The organism is Alkalilacustris brevis (assembly GCF_003350345.1).
Lineage (GTDB): Bacteria > Pseudomonadota > Alphaproteobacteria > Rhodobacterales > Rhodobacteraceae > Alkalilacustris > Alkalilacustris brevis.
In genome coordinates, this window is sequence record NZ_QNVJ01000064.1 from 280,217 (window position 1) to 299,555 (window position 19,339).

The following is a 19,339-nucleotide window of genomic DNA, read 5'->3' on the forward strand; positions in this document are numbered from 1 at the left end:
TTTCCTCACGCATGTCCATGCCGGGGTGCCGCCGGGGTGCCGTCAGCTTTCGTAGTCTATGGCATGGCGCAACTGCTTTTCGTATTCCAGTGCCTTGCCGGTGCCCAGGGCCACACAATTCAGTGATTCATCGGCCACCGAGATCGCCAGTCCCGTCTGTTCGCGCAGTGCCAGGTCGAGATCGCCAAGCAGCGCGCCACCCCCGGTCAGCATCACACCGCGATCCACGATATCGGCGGCCAGATCGGGCGGCGTTGCTTCAAGCGCCATCATAACGGCCTCGCAAATCGCCGTCACAGTCTCCGAGAGCGCCTCGGCGACCTGCGCCTGAGAAATCTCGATTTCCTTGGGCACACCATTGAGCAGGTCGCGCCCGCGAATATGGATCGCCGCGCCGCGCCCGTCATCGGGCATCCGCGCCGTGCCGATCGAGGTCTTGATCCGCTCGGCGGTCGATTCGCCGATCAGCAGGTTCTGCTGGCGTCGCAGATACGAGATGATCGCCTCGTCCATCCGGTCGCCGCCCACGCGGACCGACCGCGCATAGACGATATCGCCAAGGCTGAGCACCGCCACTTCGGTCGTGCCGCCGCCGATATCGACAACCATGCTGCCGGTCGGATCGGTGATAGGCATTCCCGCACCGATAGCCGCCGCGATGGGCTCCGAGATCAACCCGGCCCGGCGTGCGCCGGCAGACAGCACCGATTGCCGGATCGCACGCTTTTCAACCGGGGTGGCGCCGAAGGGCACGCAGACGATCACCTTGGGCTTGGTAAAGGTGGTGCGCTTGTGGACCTTGCGGATGAAATGCTTGATCATCTCTTCGGCCACGTCGAAATCGGCGATCACGCCGTCGCGCATCGGGCGGATCGCCTCGATCGAGCCGGGGGTGCGGCCAAGCATCAGCTTGGCGTCCTCGCCCACGGCGAGCACGGTCTTCTTTCCGTCCTTGACGTGATAGGCCACGACCGAGGGCTCATTGAGGATAATCCCCCGCCCCTTGACGTAAACCAGCGTGTTCGCCGTGCCGAGGTCGATCGCCATATCCGACGAAAAGAGACCCGAAAAAACCATGCTGCGAGGTTCCTGTCCTGCCTGTGATGCGCAGCCTTCGCGCGGATGCCCCATGCCCCTGGATGCAAAGCCTGCCTGTATGTGCGCAGCCCGGCCAGACCACGCGCCTTCGCGCCCTTATAGGCGTGTGCGGGTATCGGCGTAAAGAGGCGGGGCCGGGCGGATCAGCAGCAATCCGCCCGCGCGCGCAGATGTGACAGGTGCAAGTATGCGGCCACTCAGCGGCGGGCGCACACCCTACCGCCCTTCAGGACGCGGCCGAGGTGATGTCAACGCCAGGGCGGCCTGCACGCTCATAGCCGAGATACCGGTTCAGCGCCGTCACATAGGCCTTGGCCGAGGCCACGACCGTATCGGTATCGGCCGACTGCCCGGTAAAGATGCGCCCGTCCTTTTCCAGCCGGACACTGACGGTGGCCTGGGCATCGGTGCCTTCGGTCACGGCATGGACCTGGTAAAGTTGCAACCGCAGCTCATGCGGCACCAGTGCCTTGATGGCGTTGAAGGTGGCATCCACGGGGCCGTCGCCGGTGGCGTGGGTCTCGGCACTCTTGCCGTCGATGTCCAGCGTCATGTCCGCAGTCTGCGGCGCGGTCGTGCCGCAGACCACCTTGAGCGATTTCAGTTGCACGATCTCGTTATGTGCGGCGGTCGTGGACTCCTGCATCAGCGCGATCAGGTCGTCGTCATAGACCTCTTTCTTGCGGTCGGCCAGCGCCTTGAACCGCACGAAAATGTCGCCCAGCTGGTTGTCGGCAACCTCATAGCCCAGGTCGCGCAGCTTGGCGCGCAGCGCGGCGCGGCCCGAATGCTTGCCCATCACCAGGTTGGTCGAGGCCAAGCCGATATCCTCGGGGCGCATGATCTCGAAGGTCTCGGCGTTCTTGAGCATCCCGTCCTGGTGGATGCCGGATTCATGGGCAAAGGCGTTCTTGCCGACGATGGCCTTGTTGAACTGCACCGGAAAGCCCGACACCGCCGCCACCAGCCGGCTGGCCTGCATGATGCGCCGGGTGTCGATGCCGGTGGTGAAAGGCATGATATCATGGCGCACCTTGAGCGCCATCACCACCTCTTCGAGCGCAGTGTTGCCCGCACGCTCACCCAGGCCATTGATGGTGCATTCGATCTGACGTGCCCCGGCCTCGACGGCGGCCAGGGCGTTGGCGGTGGCCATGCCCAGATCGTTGTGGCAATGGGTGGCGAAGATCACCTGATCGGCGCCGGGCACACGCTCAAGCAGCATCTCGATGATCTCGGCACTTTCGCGCGGTGCGGTATACCCCACGGTATCCGGAATGTTGATCGTGCTGGCACCGGCCTTGATGGCGATTTCCACGACCCGGCAGAGGTAGTCGCGCTCGGTCCGGGTGGCGTCCATCGGCGACCATTGCACATTGTCGCACAGGTTGCGCGCGTGCGTCACCGTCTCGTGGATGCGCTGGGCCATTTCGTCCATGTTCAACGCGGTGATGTCGCGGTGCAGGGGCGAGGTGCCTATGAATGTATGAATGCGCGGGCGCGGGGCCTGTTTCACGGCCTCCCAGGCGCGGTCGATATCGCCGAAACTGGCGCGCGCCAAGCCACAGATCACGGCATTCTTCGAGCGGCGCGCGATCTCGCTGACGGCGCGGAAATCCCCTTCCGAGGCGATGGGAAAGCCCGCCTCGATGATATCGACGCCCATTTCGTCGAGCAGCGCGGCGATCTCGAGCTTTTCTTCGTGCGTCATGGTCGCGCCGGGCGACTGTTCGCCATCGCGCAGGGTGGTGTCAAAGATCAGAACGCGGTTCGGGTCGCGGGCGGCTGGGGCTGCCACGGCCTGTGCGGGTGTGATGTTGTCGGTCATCTGCGGATTCTTTCTGTTGTCCTTAGCCTGAGGCCCGCCGGTGGCACCTTGAGGGCCTTCGTGCGGGATGGGCGCGCGTCACCTCTGAGCGGCGCGCCCGGACGGCACGCTCAGAGGCTGCTAAGGAGAAGGAGGCCACGGAAACGGCGCCGCAGCAGGGCGGCGGCAGGCTTCGTGATATCCGGTCCTCTGATCATGAGCGGGAATATATCGTCTGAAACAGAAAAGAAAACCCGAAAACCGCAAGCGGCGACTGACGGATACCGCCTCCGGCGGGGATATTTTTCTCACAGTGAAGAAGGCAGGGCGGCGCTTGCCCGTCGAAGCAATCGGGCTAACTGAAGACATGGTTTCTGGCGCCAGCAGGCGCCGCGGAGCAGGAATAAGGCGGCATGGAACGGGCATTGATCATCGGCGCGTCAGGCGGGATCGGCGGCGCGGTTGCGGCGCAGCTTTCCCGCGAGGGTGTCGCGGTCGAGGGGCTTTCGCGGCGCGAACACGGCTTTGACCTCTGTGCGCCTGAAACGGTCGAGGCGCAGCTTACCCGTCGCGACGGGCCCTATGATCTGGTCTTCATCGCCACGGGCGCGCTCGAGCTTGACGGGCGGTTGCCGGAAAAGGCGCTGCGGCAGGTAACGGCCGAGGGGCTTGCGCGGCAATTCGCGGTCAACGCCATAGGTCCTGCGCTGATCCTGCGCCACGCCGCGCGGCTGCTGCCCCGCGACAGGCGCTCGGTGCTGGCGGCGCTTTCGGCCCGGGTGGGGTCGATTGCGGATAATCGGGCGGGTGGCTGGTATGGCTATCGCGCGGCCAAGGCCGCCCTGAACCAGATCGTTCATGGTGCGGCGATCGAACTGGCGCGCACCCATCCAGAGGCCATCTGCGTGGCGCTGCATCCCGGCACGGTTGCGACCGGACTGACCGCGGCCTATCGCGGGCGATACCCGGCGGTGCCGCCCGATCAGGCGGCCGCGCGGCTGCTGAAGGTCTGCGCAGGCCTCACGCCCGAACAGAGCGGGGGCTTTTACGACTACAGCGGCACGGCGGTGCCCTGGTAGCGATGCCGGGCCGGTGGCCGCCCCTGGCCCGCGCGCGCCGGATGTGCAGGCGGCTCAGCCGCCGTCGCCCGGCCCCTCGGGCATGACGGGCGTGTCTTCGCCGGTGGTGCCGTCGCTCAGCGCGCCGTCTTCCCATGTGCCCGAAACCGTCTGCCCGCCGGCATAGCGCAGCACGCCCTCACCGTGGCGCTGGCCGGCGCGGAAGCTGCCCTCGTAGACGTCGCCGGTGGAATAGGTGGCGAGGCCCTGGCCCTCGATCTCGCCCGCGACCCAGTCGCCTTCATAGGTGAAGCCGTCGGGCATCTCCAGACGGCCCTGGCCGTGGCGCTCGCCGCTGCGGAACTGGCCATCATAGACCGAACCGTCGGGATACCGCGCGACACCCTGGCCGTGGCGCTGGCCGGCGGCCCATTCGCCCTCGTAGCGGTAGCCATCGGGGTGGGTCATCACGCCCTGCCCGTGGTTCTGCCCGTCGCGGAACGCCCCCTCATAAACCATGCCGTCGGCAAACTGAGCTACCCCCTCGCCGCTGATCACGCCGCGCGACCAGCCGCCCTCGAAACTGGAGCCATCGGCGAATTCCATGCGGCCCTGGCCATCGGGCACGCCGCTGCGGAACTGGCCTTCATAGACCGAACCATCGGCATAGGTGGCGCGGCCTTCGCCTTCGATCCGGCCGGCGACCCAATCGCCCTCGTAGGAAAAGCCTTCGGCACTGTCATAGCGGCCGCTGCCGTGGCGCTGGTCATTCTCGAAGCGGCCGACATAGGTTGCGCCGTCGTCATAGGTGACACGGCCATCGCCGTGGCGCTGGCCGGCCAGGAAGCCGCCCTCGTAGACATCGCCATTGGCATATTCGAGCCGGCCGTCCCCCTCCATCTGCCCGGCCTGCCACTGGCCTTCGTAGAGGGCTCCATCGGCCATGGTCAGCCGGCCTTCGCCTTCGCGCTCGCCGTCCTCGACCCGGCCTTCATAAACTGCGCCATCGGCATAGGTGATCCGGGCCTCGCCGCGTTTGATGCCTTCGTCCCACGCGCCCTCGTAGCGATAGCCGCCTGGGCTTTCCATCACGCCCTGGCCGTGATGGCGGCCGGTCAGAAAGCCGCCCTCGTAGGTGACGCCATTGGCGTATTCGACGCGCCCCTCGCCCGTCATCTCGCCGGTGTCCCAGTCGCCTTCGTAGTGGCCGCCATCGGCGAAGACCATGCGGCCATGCCCGTGCGGGCGCCCGCGCAGGAACATGCCCTCGTAAACAGCGCCGTTGGGATAGCGCGCCACCCCCTGGCCGGTGATTTCGCCCTCGACCCATTCGCCGGAATACTCGAACCCGTTGGGCAGCCGGTAAGTGCCCTGGCCATGCTGACGACCGTCGCGGAAGGTGCCCTCATAGACACCGCCATTATCGTATTGCCTGACAACAATCTCGCCCGGCTCCTGCGCCCAGGTCGCGCTGCCCTGCGCCAACAACGCCACCGCACCCAGACCTGCCGCCATGATCGTGCCGCGGCAACCGCCGATATCCGCCATGCGATACGCCCTCGCTTGCCTCACCTGAGCCCCCGTAACCTGTTGCCCCCCGGCGGTGCCGAGACTAGATGACCCCCTTGCACCTGGCAAGCTTTTGTCCCCGCTCAAGGCGCAAGACCGCCGGGAAAGGCACGCGGTAGCGACCATCCGCGGATCGCCATTCAGAACATGTCTTGGCCCAGCGGCTGCCGCGTCATCAGCGGACGCCCGCACGCTTCAGCCCCTCGAGATACAGGTCAAGCTGCCCGCTGCGCCTGAGGTAGAACAGCCGCGACCTGGCAAGCGCGAGGCTGAAATCGGGCCGCACCCGCGCCAGACTTTCCCGCACCTGCGAGATCTGCCGCTTGTCGCCCAGATGGCCAAGGGCCGCCAGCAGGTTCGCCTGCGCCGAGTAATGCGCATTGGGCACCTGAACGGCACGCCGCGCCACCCGGACGGCGGCTTTGAAATCCTCGCCGAACAAAAGCGCAAGCGACATGTAGGAATGAAACGCCCAGCGAAACGGGTCATGCGGGCTCAACTCGATCGCCCGTTCGAAATGCTGGATGGATTCGGCAATCCGCCCCTCATAGGCCAGCGAGTCGCCAAGCCCGCAATGCGACACCGCCAGATAGGGGTTCAGGTCCAACGCGTGCTCCAGCGCATCGATGGCCAGATCATACTCGCGCCGGGCAAGCCGCACCCGGCCGAGCGCGAAATAGCCCTGCGGATCGCGATCGTCGCGCTCAAGCCCCTGCAGCGCCAGCGTCAGCGCATCATCCAGCCGCGCCTGGCTCGCCGGATCCTCGAAATAGACCATGCCCAGCGTGATCGCATAGGCGAGGCGGGTATACGGCTCGGCGAATTCCGGGTCGGTCCGGATTGCCATGCGCAGGAAATCGCGCGCACGGCGATTGCTTGGCGCGGTGAACCTGTAGAATTCGCTCATACCCAGATGATAAAGTTCCCAGGCACCGCGGTTTTCGCGTGGTGTCCGCTGCGCCCGGCGCTGCTCGAACCCGCCGACCTCGACCGCCAGCCGCGAGGCGATGAGGCCGCACAGCTCGTCCTGGAAGTCGAAAAGCCGTGTCATGTCGAGGTCGAACCGGTCCGCCCAGATGGCACGCATCGACCTGACCTCGATGGCTTCCGCTGAAATGCGCATCCGGTCGGCGGATTTGCGCACGCTGCCGGTGACAACATGGGTCGCGCCAAGCTGCCGGGCGATGGCATCGACCCCCTCGCCGGACTTGCGGAAGGCAAAGGCCGGGTTGCGCGCAACAACATTCATCCAGCGGTGCTTGCTGAGGCAGTTCAGGATATCCTCAGTGATGCCGTCAGCAAAGAAGCCGCCGCTGTTATCGGTGGAGCGGTTCTCGAACGGCAGCACGGCAATCACCGGGCGCATCAACCCCGGCTCTGGGTGGGGCGCAGCCGGAGCAGCCGGGGTTGATGCGCCCCCGCCCGTCACCTCCTGCAGAAAGCGGAAACCCCGCCCATGCACCGTGCGGATCGTGTGCTGCGCGCTTCCGCTATCGCCCAGCGCCTGACGCAGCGCCTTTACCTGGCTGCTCAGCGCGGTCTCTGAAACGGCACGACCGCCCCAGAGCGTGCGAAAGATTTCATCGCGCGAAACCGTCCTGTCGCGGTTTTCCATCAACAAGAGCAGCAGGTCGAAGGTGAGCGGCTCCAGCGGGACACGCCGGCCATTGCGATGCAGTTCAAACTTGGCGGTATCGACCGAAAAGGGACCGAAGTGGCGAACCGCACCCAACCCTGCCCCGTCAGGGCCGAGGGCCACGCCATGCACGCGGCGTCTTGCAGGCGGGCTTTCCCCTCCGGGTTTTCCGGAAAGATCGACAACGGCCGAGGCTGAGGTCTGTCCAGGCATCGCGGTTCCCGAGATCTGCCGCTCAAGGGCCGGACGCTGCCCGCAAGCACCGAGCTGCAATCCTGCGTCAGCGCCGCGGCACCTTCGGCGTCAAGGCTGTATTATCCACGAAAATGCTTGAAAATGCAAATGAGCCACACCTTTTCCACGGCGCCACGCCCCGACCGCAACTGGCCGGGGCGGGTGCTGTAGGGGCGTGGTCCAACTGTCACCCGGCCGGGTTGCGCGCCGAAATGAACCAGGACGAACTGTCCATGACGATGCCGTCGCTGTCGCGTTTCTGCCGGTTGATTGCCTCTTCCAGCGCGGCCTCGATCTGCGTGCGCTTTTCCTCGGCCTCGGCGCCGGCCTCGCGGAACACTTCACCCGCCGGGCCGATGGCAAGTTGAAAGGCGATCGCGTCCTTCACATCGTGGCCGATCATCACCGGCGCGTCGATCCGTTCAAAGGTGATGTCTTCGTAACCGGCGATCTCCATCATTTTGCGCACCGTCGGCTCGTCGGACATCGAGAACGGGCCTGGTCCGCAGGTGCGAGCGTCCTCACCCGGTGGTGGCAGGAAGCGCAGCACCTCCTGCTTGGCCATCGACAGCCAGGGGTTATCCTCGGGACTGCGCCAGACGATATGCACCATCCGCCCACCGGGCTTGAGCGACTTGCGCATGTTCCGCAGCCCTGCGACGGGGTTTGCAAAGAACATCGTCCCGAACCGTGCAAAGGCGAAATCGAATTCCGCCTCGGGCAGGGCGACTTCGGCGTCACCGCGTACGAAGCTGACATTCTTCAGCCCGGTCTCGGCCAGATCCTTGCGGGCTATTTCCAGGAACATGTCGCAACAGTCGATCCCGACGACCTGGCCATCCGGCCCGACCATGCGCGCCAGCTTGAGCGCGGTATCCCCCCAGCCGCAGCCGACATCGACGGCCCTGTCACCCTCGCGCACCGGCAGTTTGGGAAAGACGGCCTCGCTGTGGCGGGTCAGCCCGCCGACCAGGATATGCCGGAAACGGTTGAACTTGGGCCCGAGCACCTCGTTCCAGAATTGCACGAACTCCGAATCCGCGCCCTGTCCGGGTACCTGTTGCAGCGTTTCTGTCTGTGTCATGCGCGCCTCCCATGCTGATTTGCACAAGCATGTCGCGAAGCCCGCCACCATGCTTGAGGGAAATCTGGAGAAAACATGAGGAGCGCGTGGATTCGTACGGTGGCCGCCTTCACCCGCGTCCGCGCGCAGGCGGCCCGCCTGAAATCCTTTCGCCGAAGCGGGGCCGGATCAGTCCGCCTTGCGGCGCAGACGGATCACCACATCGACACGCGCAATCTCGGCATTCCGGGGCGGGCTGGGCAGGCGCGCGATTTCCATTTCGCTGGCCGGCGCATCCGTCAGCTCAGCCGTGTCTTCCCAGTAGAAATGCGGGTGGTCGTCGATCCGGGTGTCGAAATAGCTTCGCGCCCCGTCCACCGTAACCTCCTGCATCAGCCCCGCATCGCAGAAGGCACGCAGGGTGTTGTAGACAGTGGCAAGCGAAACCCGCTCGCCCGCGGCCTTGGCGGCGCTGAACAGGCTTTCGGCGGTGACATGCCGGTGCTGGCCATCACCCACGAGAAGCTCTGCCAGACTTAGGCGTTGCCGGGTCGGGCGCAGCCCGGCACGGGCAAGCCAGTTTGCGGCGCTGTGCGTCGCGGCATCAACGGCATTGATCTGGGTTTTCTGCGTGGTCATGTGGTAAATAATAGGTCTGCCCGTTACGGTTTTCAAACGCTTTCACTGCATCACCGGGCGCGCCGGCACAATCGCGACGTCTGTCCGGCTGACCGTGGGCGCCGCGCCCTGCAGACTTGCCAGCGCCGCGACCGCGATGATAGAGGTGCGGCTGACCAGAATGAGGAAGGAATATCCCCCGATGCCCGATTTCCCGAGCCATTTCGACAAGGAGGCTCTGCTGGCCTGCGCAAGGGGCGAATTGTTCGGGCCGGGCAACGCGCAGCTGCCTGCGCCGCCCATGCTGATGATGGATCGCATCACCGACATTTCGGGCGACGGCGGCGAACATGGCAAGGGCCATGTGGTGGCCGAATTCGACATCACTCCCGACCTGTGGTTCTTCGAGTGCCATTTTCCCGGCAATCCGATCATGCCGGGCTGCCTGGGCCTTGACGGGCTGTGGCAGCTGACCGGGTTCAACCTGGGCTGGCGTGGCTGGCAGGGGCGTGGCTATGCGCTGGGGGTGGGCGAGGTCAAGTTGACCGGCATGGTGCGCCCCGACCGCAAGCTGCTGCGCTATTTCGTGGATTTCACCAAGGCGGTGCAGACCCGCCGGCTGACCATGGGGGTTGCCGATGGCCGCGTCGAAGCCGATGGTGAAACCATCTATTTGGTCAAGGACATGAAGGTCGCCCTTTCGGAAACCTGATCAACAGCTATTCAAGGAGAGCGCAATGCGCCGTGTCGTCGTTACCGGGCTCGGGATCATCGCGCCCATAGGCAATTCCGCCGCCGAGGTCGAAGCCAGCCTGCGCGCGGGCCGTTCGGGGATCGTGGCCGCGCCCGAATATGCCGAACTGGGCTTTCGCAGTCAGATCCACGGCAAACCGCAGATCGCGCTGGAAGACCATATCGACAAACGACAGCTGCGGTTCATGGGGGCCGGTGCCGCCTATAATTATCTGGCAATGGAACAGGCCATCGCCGATAGCGGCCTTGAAGAGGCCGATATCTCGAACCCGCGCAGCGGTCTGGTGACGGGCTCGGGCGGGCCGTCGACCTCGAACTTCTTTCTTGCGCACAACATCGTGAAGGAAAAGGGCAGCCCCAAGCGGATGGGCCCTTTCATGGTCACCCGCTGCATGAGCAGCACCAATTCGGCCTGCCTGGCCACGCCGTTCAAGATCAAGGGCGTGAACTATTCCATCACCTCGGCCTGTTCGACCAGCGCGCATTGCATCGGCCACGGCGCCGAGCTGATCCAGATGGGCAAGCAGGACATTGTCTTTGCCGGCGGCGGCGAGGAACTGGATTGGACGCTTTCCTGCCTGTTCGACGCGATGGGCGCGATGTCGTCGAAGTACAATGACGCGCCCGAGACCGCCTCGCGCCCCTTTGATGCCACGCGCGACGGCTTTGTCATCGGCGGCGGCGGTGGGATGCTGGTGCTCGAGGAACTGGAGCACGCCAAGGCGCGCGGCGCCAAGATCTATGCCGAACTGACCGGCTATGGCGCCACCTCCGATGGCTATGACATGGTCGCGCCCTCGGGCGAGGGCGGCGAGCGGTCGATGCGGCTGGCGCTGGACACCCTGCCTGCAGGGCGGCGGATCGACTACATCAACGCGCATGGCACCTCGACGCCCGCGGGCGACGTGACCGAAGTGGAAGCCGTGCGCCGCGTCTTTGGCGAGGGCGACATGCCGCCCATCGCCTCGACCAAATCGCTCACCGGGCACAGCCTTGGCGCCACCGGCGTGCACGAGGCGATCTACAGCCTCCTGATGATGCAGGGAAGTTTCATCGCCGCCTCGGCAAATATCACCGAGCTGGACCCGGCCCTGAAACCCGGCGAAATCGTTACCGAACTGCGCGAGGGGGTCGAGCTGGACAGCGTCCTGTCCAACAGCTTCGGCTTTGGCGGCACCAACGCGACACTCGTTTTAAGCAAATTTCTGGATTGAGCCGGGGAAAACCGAATGGCCGAATTGATGAAGGGCAAGCGCGGGCTCATCATGGGCGTCGCGAACGAACGTTCGATCGCCTGGGGTATTGCCAAAGCGCTGGCTGATGAAGGCGCAGAGCTTGCCTTTACCTACCAGGGTGAAGCCTTCGGAAAACGGGTGGAGCCGCTGGCGGCATCGGTCGGCTCAGACATCCTCGTGGATGTGGATGTGACCGACGATGCCTCGATGGACGCAGCCTTCGCGCACCTGCGCGAAAAATGGGGCAGCATGGATTTTCTGGTCCATGCGATAGCCTTCTCCGACAAGAAGGAACTGCACGGCCGTTTCATTCATACCAGCCGCGAGAACTTCACCAACTCGTTGTTGATCTCGAGCTATTCCTTCATCGATGTGGCGCGCCGCGCCTCCGAGATGATGCCGGATGGTGGCACGCTGCTGACGCTGACCTACCAGGGCTCGAACCGGGTGACGCCGTTCTACAACGTGATGGGCGTGGCAAAGGCGGCGCTGGAATCGGCAGTGCGCTACCTTGCCAACGATCTGGGGCCTGACGGTATTCGCGTGAACGCCATTTCGCCGGGGCCGATGAAGACACTGGCGGGCGCGGCCATTGGCGGCGCGCGGCGCACCTATCGCCAGGCCGAGCTGAATTCGCCCCTGCGCGCCAACCCCACGCTTGAGGCAGTGGGCGGCACTGCCGTCTACCTGGCCAGCGATTACGGAGCCTGCACCACGGGCGAAATCTTGCATGTCGATGGCGGCTATCACGTGATCGGGATGCCGCAGTCGGAGAATATCTGAGCCTGCACTCCCCGGCCACGCGGGGCGCTCTTCGCTTGTATCCGGTCAGCCCGCGCGCACCTATTCAGGCGCGGGCGCGACGCTCCAGCCGCCGATAGACCCAAGGCATCACCAGCGGCGTCAGATACATGGGAAACTGATAGACGCCCAGAAACAGCAATAGCCCCAGCGCCAGATCGGGTGGAAGCGCGCCGAAGAACAGCGCAAGGTTGCGGTTGCCCGCGATGATCCCGATGGCCGGGGCGGCGTTGCGCGCGCCAGCCTGCCGCGCCAGCGCCCAGGCCAGGATCTGCGCGCCGAAGTTCAGCACCAGAAGCAGCGCAAGGATCCACCAGAACTCGGGCGCGCCGCTCAACAGCGCGGGGCTGACCGCCGACATCAGCGCCACGACCACGGCCATCATGCTCAGCGCCGTGAGCCCGTCGATCGCCTGCACCGAGCCGGGGCTGCCAAAACGCGGCACCAGCGCACGCAACAAAAGGCCACCGCCGCCAGCCACCGCGATGATCGCCATCAGCCGCCCCGCCGCCGCAAGCGTGGCGCCCGCATCGCCGAACACCGGCATCAGCCACAGCACCGGCAGCGCCGTGAGCGGCAACAGCGCCGTGCCCAGCACAAGCTGGCGCAGGGCCGGCACCGGGTCGGAGCCCGACAGCACCGCCAGACCGGGGCTGCCCGAAATCGGGCTGGCCGCCAAGAGCAGCACCACGCCGATTCCGATCAGGCTGTCAGCCCAGCCCGCCAGGAACAGCACCCCCAGCGCCAGCATCGGTGGCAAGGTCTGCAACACCAGCGTCAGCGCAACCTGCCCCGGCAATTCCGCCAGACGCGGGCGCGCCGCCGCAGGCCCGATGCGCAGCGCCGCCAGAAACAGCAGGAAGGCGATGATCGGCACGATGGCCGGTTGCAGGTGTTGCGCCAGCCCCGGCAGCGCCACCCCAAGGACCAGCCCGCCCACCAGAACCAGCCGCCCGTTGCGGGCGCTCCACCACAGAAAGCGCAGCATCCTAGAGCGCCGCCGCCGCGCGCGCCGCCTGGTCGTAGCTGCCCGACAGCATCCGCATCAGTGCCGCCAGCCGCGACATCTCGGCCTCGTCCAGCCCCAGCTGGCCCGCGCTGCGTAATAGAAGCGCCGCGCGCACCTCGGCATAGCGCGCGCAGAGCGCCTGCCCCGCATCAGTGATGGCGATGGTCTTCTCCTTGCCCTTGCGCCCCGGCGCGACCAGCCCGTGACCTTGCAGCTTGCGGATCGCATAATTGGCAAGGTGCGTATCCTCGATGTTGAGCACCAGGCAGATGTCGGCCAGCGTCTTGGGCCGCGCGCGGTGATGCACCAGATGCAGGATCAGCACCTCGAGCGGCGACATCGACGGCCCGCCCGCCGCCGCCATGCAGCGCACGATCCAGCGCTGATAGGCGTGCGTCTGCATGGTCAGGGCGAATTCAACCTCCGACAGGGCCGGCAGGCTGGCATCGGCCAGATGCGCCGCCGAGACCACCGGGCCGACCCCTGCGCCCTGCGGCCCGCTCTTTCGCGCCTCATCGGTCATGGCTGCGCCCTCATGCCGCCTGCGTTTGCGTTGACCCGATACTTGACCTTTCACTGACAATTTGTCAACAAAATGCCAGCGCCAGCCTGCAGCCCCCAGCGAAAGGACAGCCCATGCCCCGCCACGACCCGCATTGGGATTTCTGGATCGACCGCGGCGGCACCTTTACCGATGTGATCGGGCGCGCACCTGACGGGGCGCTACACCCGCTCAAGCTGCTCTCGGAAAACCCCGGCGTCTATGACGACGCCGCGATCGAGGGTATTCGCCAGCTTCTTGGCGGTGTGGTGGACCCGGCCCGGATCGGCACGGTGCGGATGGGCACCACAGTGGCCACCAACGCGCTGCTGGAGCGCAAGGGCGACCGCACGGCGCTGCTGATCACCCGAGGTTTCCGCGACGCGCTGCGGCTGGGCTATCAAGCCCGACCCGACATCTTCGCCAAGGAAATCATCCTGCCCGAGATGCTCTATGAGCGGGTGATCGAGGTGGAGGAACGCCTGCACGCCGATGGCGCGGTCGAGACTCCGCTCGACCTGTCGTCGCTGGACACCCCGCTGAAGGAGATACGCGAGGCCGGCATCGACGCGGTGGCCATCGTGCTGATGCACGCTTGGCGCAGCCCCGAACACGAGGTGAAGCTGGCCGAGCATGTGCGCGGCTTCGGCTTCGGCCAGGTTTCTGTCAGCCATGAGGTCTCGCCGCTGATCAAGCTGATCGGGCGTGGCGACACGACGGTCGTTGATGCCTATCTCTCGCCCATCCTGCGGCGCTATGTGGCGCGGGTGTCGGACGCGCTCGGCGCGACGCCGGCGGGCACGCCGGGGCCGACGCTGCAATTCATGATGTCCTCGGGCGGGCTGACCGCGGCGGAACGCTTTCAGGGCAAGGACGCCATCCTGTCCGGCCCCGCCGGCGGCGTCGTGGGCATGGCGCGCACGGCCGAGATCGCCGGTTTCGACCGGGCCATCGGCTTTGACATGGGCGGCACCAGCACCGATGTCGCGCATTACGCGGGCGACCATGAGCGGGCGTTTGATACCGAAGTTGCCGGTGTGCGGATGCGCGCGCCAATGATGCGGGTGCACACCGTGGCCGCCGGCGGCGGCTCGATCCTGCACGCCGAGCCGGGGCGCTTTCGGGTCGGCCCCGACAGCGCGGGCGCCGACCCAGGCCCGGCCTGCTATCGCCGCGCCGGGCCGCTCACCGTCACCGACGCCAATGTGATGCTGGGCAAACTCAACCCCGATTTCTTCCCCGCCATCTTCGGCCCCGGCCAGGACCAGCCACTGGATCGCGACACGGTGGCCAAGGCCTTTGCCGAAATCGCCGAAAGCACCGGCGAGGGGCGCAGCCCCGAAGAGGTCGCCGAGGGTTTCATCCGCATCGCGGTCGAGAACATGGCGAACGCCATCAAGAAGATCAGCGTCCAGCGTGGCCATGACGTGACGCGCTACCTGCTCAACAGTTTCGGCGGCGCGGGCGGACAGCATGCCTGCCTGGTGGCCGATGCGCTGGGGATGGAATCGATCCTGGTGCACCCGCTTTCGGGGCTGCTTTCGGCCTATGGCATCGGGCTGGCGCGGGTGTTCACGACAAGGCAGAAGGCGCTTGAGGCCCCGCTCGAACCTGCCAGCCAGCCCATGATCGGCACCGCGTTGGCCGAGCTGCACAAAGAGGTTAAGGCCGAGTTGCGCAGCCAGGGGCTGGACGCAGGCGAGGTCAGGACTCGTGCGCTGCTGCACCTGCGCTATGAGGGCACCGACACCGCGCTGCCGGTGGATTTCGGCGGCCAGGACCTTGCCGCCGCCCGAGCGGCCTTCGAGGCCGCGCACGAGGCGCAGTTCGGCTTTGTCAGCCCGGGCAAGCGCCTGATCGTCGAGACCGTCGAACTCGAAGGATTTGACATCGAGCCCGCTGCCGCACCCGAGCGCAGGCTGGAAAGCCTTGACACAGACGCCGACAGCGACACCACCGCGCGGCTGTTCAGCGGCGGCACATGGCATCAGGCGCGGGTGTTTCGCCGCGAGGGGCTCGCGCCCGGGCACAAGCTGCGCGGCCCGGCGCTCATCATCGAGGCCAACCAGACCATCGTGGTGGAACCCGGCTGGCAGGCGCAGATCACGCCGCGCGACCATGTGCTGCTGACCCGCCACGAGCGGCAGCGCCGCGAGCAGGCCATCGGCACCCGCAAGGCCGACCCGGTGCTGCTGGAGGTGTTCAACAACCTGTTCATGAATATCGCCGAACAGATGGGCGTGGCACTGCAGAACACAGCGCAATCGGTCAACATAAAGGAACGGCTGGATTTCTCCTGCGCGGTGTTCGATGCTTCGGGCGCGCTGGTGGCCAATGCGCCGCATATGCCGGTGCATCTGGGCTCGATGGACCGCAGCGTCGAAACCGTGATCCGTCTGAACGCGGGCCATATCCACCCCGGCGACGTATTTGCGCTCAACGCGCCTTATAACGGCGGCACGCATCTACCCGACATTACCGTGGTCACGCCGGTCTTTGACGAGGCTGGCGCCGAGATCCTCTTCTGGGTGGCCGCGCGCGGCCATCACGCCGATGTCGGCGGCACCGCGCCCGGCTCGATGACGCCGCTGGCCACCACGGTGGACGAGGAAGGCGTGCTGATCGACAATTTCCGCCTGGTGGAGCGCGGGCAGTTCCGCGATGCGGCGCTGCGCAAGCTGCTCACTGATCACCCCTGGCCCTGCCGCAACCCCGACGCCAACATTGCCGATCTCAAGGCCCAGGTCGCCGCCAATGCCCGCGGCATCAGAGAGTTGCGCCGCATGGTCGGCGAATTCGGCATCGACGTGGTGCGCGCCTATATGGGCCATGTCCAGGATAACGCCGCCGAGGAAGTCCGCCGCCTGATCGAGCGGCTGGACGATTGCGCCTGCACCTATCAAACCGACACCGGCCAGCAGATCCAGGTGCGGATCACGGTCGACCGTGACCGCCGCGAGGCGACAGTGGATTTCACCGGCACCTCGGACGCCACCAACAACAATTTCAACGCCCCCGAGCCGGTGACACGCGCGGCAGTGCTCTATGTCTTCCGCGTCATGGTCGAGGCACCTATCCCCATGAACGCAGGCTGCCTGCGGCCCATCCGCATCACCATCCCCGAGGGCTGCATGCTCAAGCCCGCCTATCCGCGCGCCGTGGTCGCCGGCAATGTCGAGACCAGCCAGCATGTCACCAATGCGCTGTTCGAGGCCCTTGGCGCGCTGGCCAACCACCAGGGCACCATGAACAACCTGACCTTCGGCAATGCCCGCCACCAGTATTACGAAACCATCTGCTCGGGCAGCCCCGCGGGCTGCATGAATGACGGGCGCGGCTTTCACGGCACCGCCGGGGTGCATGTGCACATGACCAACTCGCGCCTGACCGACCCGGAGGTGCTGGAGTTGCGCTTTCCGGTGCTGCTGGAAGAATTCAGCCTGCGGCCCGGATCGGGCGGGGCGGGGCGCTGGCACGGCGGCGATGGAACGCTCAGGCGGCTGCGCTTTCTCGAGCGGATGGATTGCGCGATCCTGTCCTCGCATCGCAGCCATCCGCCGCGCGGGGTGCAGGGCGGCGGTGACGGCCAGCCCGGCCGCAGCATCGTCACCCGGCGCGACGGCCAGGAAGAAGCGCTTCCCGCCTGCGCCCAGACCGTACTCGAACCGGGCGAGACGATCACCGTGATCGCGCCGACCCCGGGCGGCTATGGCCGCGCCGGGTAATCGCCGAGGGTCATTAAATCACACCATGAACTCCCCACATCGCGCCTGTAGCAGTTGCAACAAAAGGAAGTGTCGATGTTCGTGCGAAATGTTGGCATCATCGATCGCGTGCTGCGGGTCGTGATCGGCCTTGCGCTGATCGCGGGGTATTTCATCTGGCCCGAACTTGCCTGGAACTGGGCGTTCTGGATCGGCATGGTGCCGCTTGCCAGCGGCCTCGTCGGCTGGTGCCCCCTCTACCGGTCCCTGGGCTGGAGCACCCGCGACAGCGATGACGGAGGTGCGGCACGCGCCTGACGCACCGCACCCGCCGGACATTCCGGCGGGTTTCCGGTCTCGAACATCGCGCGGCGGTGCCGACACAAGTCAGCGCGCATTTCTTCTTGGCAAAAATATCCTCGCCGAAGGCCACCGCCGGCAAGGGGCACGCGCCCCGAATAATATGCGCGCGAGGAACAAGACTACTCATATTCAAATTCATTACTATATCTTGAATGTGCGCTGTGCAGCCCTTCAGGAAAGGAACCAACACCATGTTCGAACAGAATGTCGGCGGCATCGACCGCATCCTTCGCATTGTCCTGGGCCTTGTGCTCATCGCCGGGTTCTTCCTCTTTCCCGAGGCCGGCCTGCGCTGGCTGTTCCTGATTGGCATCGTGCCCCTGGCGACCGGAGTTTTTGGCACCTGCGCACTCTACAGTCTGCTTGGCATCAACACCTGCCCCGCCAGCCGCCACTGAGGTTGGAAACACTCCGCGCATAACGCGCGCCTGCGCGCGGGCGGCCCCGGCTTGTCTGCCCCCGCGCATGGGAGTAGGCCTTCGCACATGCGACTCGGCGCCGCGCAACTGCGGCCCGCAACCGGAGCCTGCCCCGCGTGACCTCAGCCCCCGCCCGCGATAATTCGATCTACTTCCTTGCCACCGCCACGTTCTTCATGATTTCCGCGATCATGGGCACGCGCCCGGTGATCCCGCTATATGCCGTGACACTGGATATCGGCGCGGGCGAGGTCGGCGTCCTGGTGGCGGTATTCTCGCTACTGCCGCTCGTCGTGGCCACGGCGGCGGGCGCGTGGATGGACAGGCATGACAGGGCCATCGCGCTGCTGCTGGGCGGGGCGGTGGCAATGCTTGGGCTGGTGCTGCCCTTCTTCTTTCCAAGCCGCGCGGGCATCTATGCGGCGCAGGTTATCGCAGGGTTCGGCTTCACCTTATATGTACTGGCCAGTCAGAGCAGCGCCGGAAACCCGAAAAAGGACAGCTGGACCCGCGAAAGGCACATCGCCATCTTCAGCATGTCGTTTGCGCTGGGCAGTCTCGCCGGTCCGATGCTGAGCGGATACCTGGCTGACCAGATCGGCTTCGGGCTGACCTTTCTGTTCATGTCGCTCAAGGGGTCGGTGGCACTGCTGCCGGGTCTTGTGCTGCTGTATCGTGAACGCAAGGCCGCCCGCGCCGCTGCCTCCCTAACGCCCGCGACCGAAAAGCCCGCGCCCCGCGGCAGCGCCTGGCCCGAGCCGCGGCGCATCCTGGGCTATCATCCCTATATGCACCGCGCCTTTCTGGTCAGCATCCTGATCTTGATGGGCAAGGACATGTATGTCGCCTATTTTCCGCTTTACGCGATCGAGGCCGGCGTCACCGCCACCTGGATCGGTATCATCATCGCGGTGCATAACGGCGGCGGGGTGGTGATGCGGGTGGTGATGCTGCCGCTGGTGCGGGCCTTCGGCAAGAACCGGGTCATTGCCACCTCGGTGCTGTTTTCGGGCCTGACGCTGTTGGCATTGCCGCTGTCACAGGGAATCGTGGCGATGACGCTCGTCTCGCTTGCGCTAGGGTTGGGGCTGGGCATCGGCCAGCCCTTGTCGATCTCGCGCACGATCAATCTTTCGCCGTCTGACAAGGTGGGCGAGGTGCTTGGCTTCCGCCTTACGCTGAACCGGCTCACCCAGGTCGTTACACCGCTATGCTTCGGCGGCGTGGTGCTGGCGACGGGGATCGCCGGGGTGTTCTGGAGCCTCGGCCTGATCCTGGCATTGGGCAGCAGCCGGCTTGTCATCCCGGGCGAGGACGGCACGGCCAGACAACCCAAAATGCGCCGCCGCTGAACGGGGCATCCGAAGGCAAGGCCATCACACGACGGCCACAGCGATTTGAGGGCTTGGCGCTCAGGCGTCACCCGGCTTA

General features: G+C 65.7%; 16 protein-coding genes. 8 read left to right on the plus strand and 8 right to left on the minus strand.

The genetic code is table 11. The features are described 5' to 3' along the window. Positions 1–42: 42 nt before the first annotated feature. Together DQ229_RS10870 and DQ229_RS10875 are read right to left on the minus strand one after the other, a co-directional pair. Complete coding sequence (locus DQ229_RS10870; RefSeq protein WP_114966340.1) at positions 43–1,077, minus strand: rod shape-determining protein; 1,035 nt, start codon at positions 1,075–1,077, stop codon at positions 43–45. 247 nt (positions 1,078–1,324) lie between these two features. Next, positions 1,325–2,926 carry a 2-isopropylmalate synthase gene (locus DQ229_RS10875; RefSeq protein ID WP_114966272.1) on the minus strand — a complete coding sequence of 534 codons (1,602 nt, stop codon included), beginning with the start codon at positions 2,924–2,926 and terminating at the stop codon, positions 1,325–1,327. A 392-nt stretch (positions 2,927–3,318) separates the two neighbouring features. Here DQ229_RS10875 and DQ229_RS10880 point away from each other — a divergent pair, with 392 nt between their 5' ends. Beyond that, the gene (locus tag DQ229_RS10880) at positions 3,319–3,984 is read left to right on the plus strand and encodes an SDR family NAD(P)-dependent oxidoreductase (RefSeq protein WP_114966273.1); all 666 of its coding nucleotides are present in this window, start codon (positions 3,319–3,321) and stop codon (positions 3,982–3,984) included. 54 nt (positions 3,985–4,038) lie between these two features. On the opposite strand, the gene DQ229_RS10885 is transcribed toward DQ229_RS10880, so the two are convergent. The 4 genes from DQ229_RS10885 to irrA form a co-directional block, all read right to left on the minus strand. Then, positions 4,039–5,511: an MORN repeat-containing protein gene (locus tag DQ229_RS10885; protein ID WP_238381040.1), complete on the minus strand. Its 1,473-nt coding sequence runs from the start codon at positions 5,509–5,511 to the stop codon at positions 4,039–4,041. Between the two features lie 196 nt (positions 5,512–5,707). Next, positions 5,708–7,381 carry a winged helix-turn-helix domain-containing tetratricopeptide repeat protein gene (locus DQ229_RS10890; RefSeq protein ID WP_114966274.1) on the minus strand — a complete coding sequence of 558 codons (1,674 nt, stop codon included), beginning with the start codon at positions 7,379–7,381 and terminating at the stop codon, positions 5,708–5,710. A gap of 208 nt (positions 7,382–7,589) precedes the next feature. After that, complete coding sequence (locus tag DQ229_RS10895; RefSeq protein ID WP_114966275.1) at positions 7,590–8,486, minus strand: class I SAM-dependent methyltransferase; 897 nt, start codon at positions 8,484–8,486, stop codon at positions 7,590–7,592. Between the two features lie 168 nt (positions 8,487–8,654). Then, positions 8,655–9,104: an iron response transcriptional regulator IrrA gene (gene irrA, locus DQ229_RS10900; RefSeq protein WP_114966276.1), complete on the minus strand. Its 450-nt coding sequence runs from the start codon at positions 9,102–9,104 to the stop codon at positions 8,655–8,657. 181 nt (positions 9,105–9,285) lie between these two features. Here irrA and fabA point away from each other — a divergent pair, with 181 nt between their 5' ends. Genes fabA through DQ229_RS10915 form a run of 3 tightly spaced genes read left to right on the plus strand, consistent with a single transcriptional unit; the run spans position 9,286 to position 11,854 of the window. Then, on the plus strand, positions 9,286–9,795 hold the full coding sequence (gene fabA, locus DQ229_RS10905) for a bifunctional 3-hydroxydecanoyl-ACP dehydratase/trans-2-decenoyl-ACP isomerase (protein ID WP_114966342.1): 510 nt from the start codon (positions 9,286–9,288) through the stop codon (positions 9,793–9,795). A 25-nt stretch (positions 9,796–9,820) separates the two neighbouring features. Next, positions 9,821–11,050 carry a beta-ketoacyl-ACP synthase I gene (fabB, locus tag DQ229_RS10910; protein ID WP_114966277.1) on the plus strand — a complete coding sequence of 410 codons (1,230 nt, stop codon included), beginning with the start codon at positions 9,821–9,823 and terminating at the stop codon, positions 11,048–11,050. Positions 11,051–11,065: 15 nt separating this feature from the next. Further along, complete coding sequence (locus DQ229_RS10915; RefSeq protein ID WP_114966278.1) at positions 11,066–11,854, plus strand: enoyl-ACP reductase FabI; 789 nt, start codon at positions 11,066–11,068, stop codon at positions 11,852–11,854. Between the two features lie 64 nt (positions 11,855–11,918). Here DQ229_RS10915 and DQ229_RS10920 read toward each other — a convergent pair whose 3' ends face one another. Next, complete coding sequence (locus DQ229_RS10920; RefSeq protein WP_114966279.1) at positions 11,919–12,860, minus strand: hypothetical protein; 942 nt, start codon at positions 12,858–12,860, stop codon at positions 11,919–11,921. A gap of 1 nt (position 12,861) precedes the next feature. After that, positions 12,862–13,404, minus strand: coding sequence for a winged helix DNA-binding protein (locus DQ229_RS10925; RefSeq protein WP_114966280.1), 543 nt, complete (start codon positions 13,402–13,404; stop codon positions 12,862–12,864). Between the two features lie 113 nt (positions 13,405–13,517). Here DQ229_RS10925 and DQ229_RS10930 point away from each other — a divergent pair, with 113 nt between their 5' ends. The 4 genes from DQ229_RS10930 to DQ229_RS10945 all read left to right on the plus strand — a co-directional run bounded on the left by DQ229_RS10930 (position 13,518) and on the right by DQ229_RS10945 (position 19,260). Then, entirely contained in the window at positions 13,518–17,147 is a 3,630-nt protein-coding gene (locus DQ229_RS10930; RefSeq protein ID WP_114966281.1) for a hydantoinase B/oxoprolinase family protein, read from the plus strand. A gap of 75 nt (positions 17,148–17,222) precedes the next feature. After that, positions 17,223–17,444, plus strand: a complete 222-nt coding sequence (locus DQ229_RS10935; protein ID WP_114966282.1) for a YgaP family membrane protein — start codon at positions 17,223–17,225, stop codon at positions 17,442–17,444. Positions 17,445–17,680: 236 nt separating this feature from the next. Then, positions 17,681–17,887, plus strand: coding sequence for a YgaP family membrane protein (locus DQ229_RS10940; RefSeq protein ID WP_114966343.1), 207 nt, complete (start codon positions 17,681–17,683; stop codon positions 17,885–17,887). 137 nt (positions 17,888–18,024) lie between these two features. Further along, complete coding sequence (locus tag DQ229_RS10945; RefSeq protein WP_114966283.1) at positions 18,025–19,260, plus strand: MFS transporter; 1,236 nt, start codon at positions 18,025–18,027, stop codon at positions 19,258–19,260. The last annotated feature ends 79 nt before the right edge of the window (positions 19,261–19,339 follow it).